Origin of the sequence: Kineococcus glutinatus (genome assembly GCF_039542765.1) — a bacterium.
GTDB classification, from domain to species: domain Bacteria; phylum Actinomycetota; class Actinomycetes; order Actinomycetales; family Kineococcaceae; genus Kineococcus_A; species Kineococcus_A glutinatus.
Genome location: NZ_BAABIL010000028.1, coordinates 1 through 6,956, shown reverse-complemented (window position 1 = coordinate 6,956; position 6,956 = coordinate 1). Strand labels below are relative to the sequence as shown.

Annotated in this window: 6 protein-coding genes, 1 tRNA gene and 1 pseudogene; 3 read left to right on the top strand and 5 right to left on the bottom strand. The window is 75.0% G+C overall.

What is annotated here, in order from left to right; translation table 11 throughout:
- Positions 1-47: 47 nt before the first annotated feature.
- The 3 genes from ABEB16_RS01750 to ABEB16_RS01740 form a co-directional block, all read right to left on the bottom strand.
- Positions 48-120: transfer RNA gene (locus ABEB16_RS01750), tRNA-Val, on the bottom strand.
- Positions 121-582, bottom strand: a complete 462-nt coding sequence (locus tag ABEB16_RS01745; RefSeq protein WP_345710555.1) for a redoxin domain-containing protein — start codon at positions 580-582, stop codon at positions 121-123.
- 43 nt (positions 583-625) lie between these two features.
- Entirely contained in the window at positions 626-1,054 is a 429-nt protein-coding gene (locus ABEB16_RS01740) for a DUF3052 domain-containing protein (protein WP_345710554.1), read from the bottom strand.
- Positions 1,055-1,325: 271 nt separating this feature from the next.
- On the opposite strand from ABEB16_RS01740, the gene fdhD reads away from it, so the two are divergent.
- A complete protein-coding gene (fdhD, locus tag ABEB16_RS01735) occupies positions 1,326-2,180 on the top strand; it encodes a formate dehydrogenase accessory sulfurtransferase FdhD (RefSeq protein WP_345710553.1) in 855 nt (284 codons plus the stop codon).
- Here fdhD and ABEB16_RS01730 read toward each other — a convergent pair.
- Positions 2,170-2,541, bottom strand: coding sequence for a YjbQ family protein (locus tag ABEB16_RS01730; protein WP_345710552.1), 372 nt, complete (start codon positions 2,539-2,541; stop codon positions 2,170-2,172). The genes fdhD and ABEB16_RS01730 overlap by 11 nt on opposite strands.
- Before the next feature lie 117 nt (positions 2,542-2,658).
- Between ABEB16_RS01730 and aceE the strand changes: the two genes are divergently transcribed.
- The gene (gene aceE / locus ABEB16_RS01725) at positions 2,659-5,421 is read left to right on the top strand and encodes a pyruvate dehydrogenase (acetyl-transferring), homodimeric type (RefSeq protein ID WP_345710551.1); all 2,763 of its coding nucleotides are present in this window, start codon (positions 2,659-2,661) and stop codon (positions 5,419-5,421) included.
- Between the two features lie 81 nt (positions 5,422-5,502).
- On the opposite strand, the gene ABEB16_RS01720 is transcribed toward aceE, so the two are convergent.
- Positions 5,503-6,360 carry a tetratricopeptide repeat protein gene (locus ABEB16_RS01720; RefSeq protein ID WP_345710550.1) on the bottom strand — a complete coding sequence of 286 codons (858 nt, stop codon included), beginning with the start codon at positions 6,358-6,360 and terminating at the stop codon, positions 5,503-5,505.
- A gap of 126 nt (positions 6,361-6,486) precedes the next feature.
- Between ABEB16_RS01720 and ABEB16_RS01715 the strand changes: the two are divergent.
- Positions 6,487-6,956, top strand: a pseudogene (locus ABEB16_RS01715) (PucR family transcriptional regulator); the annotation flags it as partial.

Here is a 6,956-nt window from a genome sequence, read left to right as displayed (position 1 = left end):
CGGCGAGGACCTCGCGCAGCGGAGGTGGTCCGGGATCGCTCGGCACGTGGGCCCGGCCGGGTTCGAACCGACGACGGCCGCGGTGTAAGCGCGGTGCTCTACCAGCTGAGCTACGGGCCCCTAGGCAGGTGAGGGTACGGCCTGCAGCGCCTGGCGGTGCAGCGCGTGCGGCCGCAACCGCCCGGCCTCCTGCAGCACCGACCAGCGCACCACCCCGCCCGGGTCGATCAGGAGGGAGCCGCGCAGGGCGGTGCCGGTGGCGTGGTCGAACACCCCCAGCGCGCGGGCGAGGGCGCCGTGCGGCCAGAAGTCCGACAGCAGCGGGAAGCGGTAGCCGCGCGCGTCGGCGAACGCCCGCAACGCCGGCACGGGGTCGCAGGAGACGGCGGCCAGCTGCACGCCGCGGGCCGCGACCTCGGGGTCGGCGGCCAGGGCGTCGAGCTCGGCGGTGCACAGCGGCGAGAAGGCGAACGGGAAGCACACCAGGAGGGCGTGGTGCTCCTGCCACAGCTCCGGCAGCCGCAGCCGCTGGCCGTGCTGCTCGCTCAGCTCCAGGTCGGGCGCCCGCCGGCCCGGCGCCAGGACACCCGGGGCGTCCTGGTGGGCCGGCGGCGCCCCGGCGGCCTCAGCGACGGGGGCCCCGCGGGGTGGTCATCCGCGTGCCGGCCCAGTCGGCGGAGGCGCTGACGCTGGTCGTGGCGTGCAGGCCGGCCGCGGGGGCGGCCTCCTCGATCTCGTCGGCCGGCACGTGCCCGGCCCGCCCCTTCTTGGGGGTCAGCAGCCACACGATGCCGCCCTTGGCCAGGTTCGTGACGGAGTCCATCAGCGCCTCGACGAGGTCGCCCTCCCCGTCCCGGAACCAGCAGATGACGACGTCGGCGACCTCGTCGGCGTCCTCGTCGAGCAACTCGCTCCCGACGGCCGCCTCCACGGCGCCGCGGAAGTCGTCGTCGACCTCGTCGTCGTAGCCCAGCTCCTGCACCACCTGGCCGTGCTTGAAGCCCAGCTTCGCCACCGCGCTCAGATCAGCCGCAGGGTCCGCGGTCGCGCCCACGAGTTCTCGCCCTTCGTCCCTGTCCCGACGCCGTCGGGACTGCCGTGTCCCCGGCGGAGGCACTCCACCGGTCGCCCACCGGGTGGTCAACCGCCGTTCGGCGCGTCGCCGTCGACGTGCTGAACGCCGGTGGTCGCGCCCGACGAACGTAGTGCACTAGAAGATCCCACCACGACGCAAGCGGCGCCGCCACCGCAAGCCCGACCGGAGCAGCGGCGCGGCGGGCCGCCCGCCCTCGCGCGCACCGCCGCCGTGGGGGAGGGTGGGCGGCGTGGGACGGGTGACGACGAGGGTGCGCACGACGCGGCTGGACACCGCCGCGGGCGCCGCCGTGCAGCGGCCGGACACCCTCGCCGTGGAGGAACCGCTGCAGGTCCGGGTGGGCGGGCAGCCGCTGACGGTCACCATGCGCACGCCGGGCGACGACTTCGACCTCGTCCTGGGGTTCCTGCACGCCGAGGGGCTGGTCACCTGCGCCCGGGACGTGCACGCCCTGCGGCACTGCACGGACACCGGCGCCGACGGGCTGCCCACCTACAACGTGGTGGAGGTCACGCCCGCCCCCGGCGTGGCGCGGGCCGGGAGCGTGGTGCCGCGGGCCTTCCCCACCACCTCCGCGTGCGGGGTGTGCGGCGTGCAGAGCGTGGACGACGTCCGGCAGCGGCTGCGCCACGACGTCGCGGCCGACCCCCTGGAGCTGGACGTGGCGCTGACCGCGGCGCTGCCCGCCCGGTTGCGCGCGGCGCAGGCCGCCTTCGAGCGCACCGGCGGGCTGCACGCGGCGGGCCTCTTCGACGCCGCCGGGGAGCTGCTGTGCGTGCGGGAGGACGTCGGCCGGCACAACGCCGTCGACAAGGTGGTGGGCTGGGCGCTGCGCGAGGGGCGGCTGCCGCTGCGCTCGTGCGTGCTCGTCGTCTCGGGCCGCGCGTCCTTCGAGCTGGTGCAGAAGGCGGCGATGGCCGGGGTGCCGGCGCTGGTGGCGGTCTCGGCGCCCTCGTCGCTGGCGGTGTCGCTGGCGCGGGAGACGGGCATGACGCTGCTGGGGTTCGTGCGCCCGCCCACCGCGAACGCCTACGCGGGCGAGCACCGGCTGCGCACGGGGGGACCCGCGCCGCTCAGCCGGTGAGCAGCGACAGCCGCACCTGGCGCTCGGCGTTGTCGACGTTGGTGTCGACGAGGCAGACGCTCTGCCAGGTGCCCAGCGCCAGGCGGCCGCCCACGACGGGCACGCTCGTCGTGGGCGCCACCAGCGCGGGCAGGACGTGGTCGCGGCCGTGGCCGGGGCTGCCGTGGGCGTGCACCCAGCCCTCCCCACCGGGCCCGGCGGGCGGCAGCAGCTGCGCCAGGGCGCGCAGCAGGTCCTCGTCGCTGCCGGCCCCCGTCTCCAGGACGGCGACGCCGGCGGTGGCGTGCGGGACGAAGACGTTGAGCAGGCCGTCGCCGGCGCCGGCGACGAAGTCCGCACAGCGCGCCGTGATGTCGATCACGCGTTGCGACCCTCCGGTGCGGACCTGAAGGACAGTCGTGAGCACGGGCGCCTAGCCTAGGACCGTTGCCCGCGGACCGCGGGGAACGCCACCAGCGACAGCGGGAGGACCACCACAGTGGCCAGACGCGACGAAGCAGGTCCGAAGGGGGGTCCGGGCAGCGCCGGCCCGATCCTGAACGGCCTTCCCAGCCAGCTGCCGGACATCGACCCGGAGGAGACGGCCGAGTGGCTGGCCTCCCTCGACGGCGTCGTGGACGAGCGCGGCCAGAACCGGGCCCGCTACCTGATGCTGCAGCTGCTGCAGCGCGCCCGCGAACGCCAGGTGGGTGTCCCCAGCCTGACCGCCACCGACTACATCAACACCATCGGGCCCGAGCAGGAGCCCTGGTTCCCCGGCGACGAGGACGTCGAGCGCCGCTACCGCGCCTGGATCCGCTGGAACGCCGCGATCATGGTGCACCGGGCACAGCGGCCCGGCATCGGCGTCGGCGGCCACCTGTCCAGCTACGCCTCCTCCGCCACGCTCTACGAGGTGGGTTTCAACCACTTCTTCCGCGGCAAGGACCACGCCGGCGGCGGCGACCAGGTCTACATCCAGGGCCACGCCTCCCCCGGCGTCTACGCCCGCGCCTTCCTCGAGGGCCGGCTGTCCGCCGAGCAGCTCGACGGGTTCCGCCAGGAGGTGTCCCACCCCGGCGGCGGGCTGTCGTCCTACCCGCACCCGAGGCTCATGCCGGACTTCTGGGAGTTCCCCACGGTGTCGATGGGCCTGGGTCCCATCAACGCCATCTACCAGGCGCAGTTCAACAAGTACCTGCACAACCGGGGCCTGAAGGACACCTCCCAGCAGCACGTGTGGGCGTTCCTCGGCGACGGCGAGATGGACGAGCCGGAGGCGCGCGGGCTGGCGCACGTCGCCGCCAACGAGGAGCTCGACAACCTCACGTTCGTCATCAACTGCAACCTGCAGCGCCTCGACGGCCCGGTGCGCGGCAACGGCAAGATCATCCAGGAGCTGGAGGCGTTCTTCCGCGGCGCCGGCTGGAACGTCGTCAAGGCCGTGTGGGGCCGGGAGTGGGACCCGCTGCTGGCCGCCGACGCGCAGGGCGCGCTCGTCAACCTGATGAACCGCACGCCCGACGGGGACTACCAGACCTACCGGGCGGAGAACGGCGCGTTCATCCGCGAGCACTTCTTCGGCCGCGACGAGCGCACCGCCAAGCTCGTGGCGAACCTGTCCGACGACCAGATCTGGCAGCTCAAGCGCGGCGGGCACGACTACCGCAAGGTCTACGCCGCCTACCGGGCGGCGGTGGAGCACACCGGCCAGCCGACCGTGGTGCTCGCCAAGACCATCAAGGGGTACGCGCTCGGCCCGCACTTCGCCGGCCGCAACGCCACCCACCAGATGAAGAAGCTGACGCTGGAGGACCTCAAGCTCCTGCGCGACAGCCTGCGCATCCCGATCTCCGACGCGGACCTCGAGCGCGACCCGTACCAGCCGCCGTACTACCACCCCGGCGACGGCGACGAGGCGATCCAGTACCTGCGCAAGCGCCGCACCGACCTCGGCGGTTCCCTGCCGCAGCGGCGGACCGCGGCGGCCCCGCTGCACCTGCCCGGCGAGGACGCCTACAAGGTCGTCCAGCGCGGCTCGGGCAAGCAGGAGATCGCCACGACGATGGCGTTCGTCCGCCTCCTGAAGGACCTCCTCAAGGACAAGGAGTTCGGCACCCACGTCGTGCCGATCATCCCCGACGAGGCGCGCACCTTCGGGATGGACTCCCTGTTCCCGACGCTGAAGATCTACAACCCGCACGGGCAGGGGTACACGTCGGTCGACCGCGACCTGATGCTGGCGTACAAGGAGTCCCCCGAGGGGCGCATCCTGCACGTCGGCATCAACGAGGCGGGGGCGTCGGCGGCGTTCACGGCGGCGGGCACCGCCTACGCCACGCACGGCCTGCCGATGGTGCCGATCTACATCTTCTACTCGATGTTCGGGTTCCAGCGGACGGGCGACGCGCTGTGGGCGGCGGCCGACCAGATGACGCGCGGTTTCCTCATCGGCGCCACCGCGGGGCGGACCACGCTGACCGGCGAGGGCCTGCAGCACGGCGACGGGCACTCGCTGCTGCTGGCCTCCACCAACCCCGCGGTCGTCGCCTACGACCCCGCCTACGCCTACGAGCTGGGCCACATCGTCGCCGACGGCCTGCGGCGGATGTACGGGGAGAACCCGGAGAACGTCTTCTACTACCTCACCGTCTACAACGAGCCGATGGTGCAGCCCGCCCAGCCCGCGGACGTCGACGTGGAGGGCATCCTCAAGGGGATGCACCGCATCTCCCCGGCGACGAACGAGGGTCCGCGCACCCAGCTGCTGGCCTCCGGCGTCGGGGTGCCGTGGGCGCTGGAGGCCCAGGAGCTGCTCCGCGAGGACTGGGGCGTGGCCGCCGACGTCTGGTCGGTCACGTCGTGGAACGAGCTGCGCCGCGAGGCCATCGAGTGCGAGGAGCACGCGTTCCTGCACCCCGGCGACGAGGTGCGCGTGCCGTACGTGACGCGGCGGCTGCAGGACGCCCCCGGTCCGGTGGTGGCCGTCAGCGACTACATGCGCGCGGTGCAAGACCAGATCAGCAACTGGGTGCCGGGCGAGTTCGCCTCCCTCGGCGCCGACGGGTTCGGCTTCTCCGACACCCGGGCCGCCGCCCGGCGGCACTTCCACATCGACGGCCCGTCGGTGGCCGTGCGGGCGCTGGAGCTGCTGGCCCGCCGCGGCGAGGTGGACTGGCAGACGCCGGGGCAGGCGATCGAGAAGTACCAGCTGCACGACGTGCGCGCCGGCCGCTCCGGCAACGCCGGCGGCGAGTCCTGACGCCCCGGGCGTGACCCGCACGTGAGGAGGGCCCGGTTCCGCTCGGAACCGGGCCCTCCTCGCGCGTGCGCGCGTCCGCGCTCAGCCGCCCCGCTTGGCGCGGTCGGCCTGCGCGATGTAGCGCTCCAGCTCCTGCTGCAACGGCTTGACCCGCCCCTGGTCCGGGTGGTCCGAGAGCGCCTTGAGGTGGCGGCGCGCCTCCCCGAAGCGCCCGGAGTCGACGGCGGCGGCGACGAGGTGGCGGCCCGCCTCCACGTCGTGCTCGCGGGGGCGCCAGTGACCGACGCCCAGGCCCAGGGCCTCGTCGGGCAGGCCGGCCTCGCGCAGGATCGACAGCCCCTCGGCCAGCGCCCGCCCGCTCGGGTCGCGCTCGGCGGCGATGCCCAGGCGCCGCAGCGCGGCGTCGTGGTCGTCGCCGACGGACAGGCGGGCCAGCTCCAGCAGCGGCCGCCACGCGCGCGGGCTCTGCGCCAGCTCCTCCGCCAGCGCCCACACGGCGTTGTCCGCGGCGCGCTGCGGGTCGCCGGTCTGCTCGGCCTCGTGGCCCTCGGCGGCCCTGCGGCGGACCAGCTCCGCCAGCGCGGGGAAGGCGGTCTCGTCGTTGGGGTCCTCGCGCAGCGCGTCGCGCAGCGCGGCCTCGGTCGCGCGCGGCGAGGCCGCCTCCGGTGAGCGCTTGCGCAGGCCGGCCCCGCGCCTGCCGGCTCCCGGCGTCCCTCCCCCCGCGTCCCTCCGGTGCGACTCTGCGCCGCAAGCGGTCGAGCAGTCCCATGCCTTCCCTTCCGTCGGCTGGCCGGCGGCGTCCTGCGACGCCGCCCTCGTCAGTCCTCCGCCGGTCGTGCACCGGTCGTCCCTCGGGTCGTGCTGGCCTCCTGCGGTGCTGCGGTGCTGCGGTGCGCGCGCGGTGCTCGGCGGCGGGGCGGGTGGGGCGCCGCTGGGCACCCTAGCCCAGCACGCCGCGCTCGGCGCGTCCCGGCGCACGTCGTGATCACGGTGGGTCACCACCGGCGGGTCCCGCGGGCGGCACGGCGGCGGTGGGGCCGCGCGGCACCGCTACGCTCCGCGGCTGTGGACGCCGCCCGCACCGCGCTGTCGGCGCAGACGCTGCGCCGGCTGGAGGCCGCCGGCGGCGCGTTCGGCTCCGCGATCACCACGCGGATGGAGGCGGCGCTGCCGTGGTACCGGGCGCTGCCGCCCGACGAGCGCTCCTGGGTGTCGCTGGTCGCGCAGGCCGGCTTCGCCTCGTTCATGCAGTGGCTGCACGACCCGGGCGCCGAGCCGGTGCCCGGCGCCGCGGTGTTCGGCGGTGCGCCGCGGGAGCTGACCCGCGCCGTGACGCTCGCGCAGACCGTGGAGCTCGTGCGCACGGCCATCGCGGCGTGCGAGGAGGGCGTCGGCGCCGTCGTGGACGCCGAGGACCTGCCCCGGGTGCGCGAGGCGCTGCTGCGCTACTCCCGGGAGGTGGCCTTCGGCGCGGCGGAGGTGTACGCGCGGGCCGCGGAGTCCCGCGGCGCCTGGGACGCCCGCCTGGAGGCCCT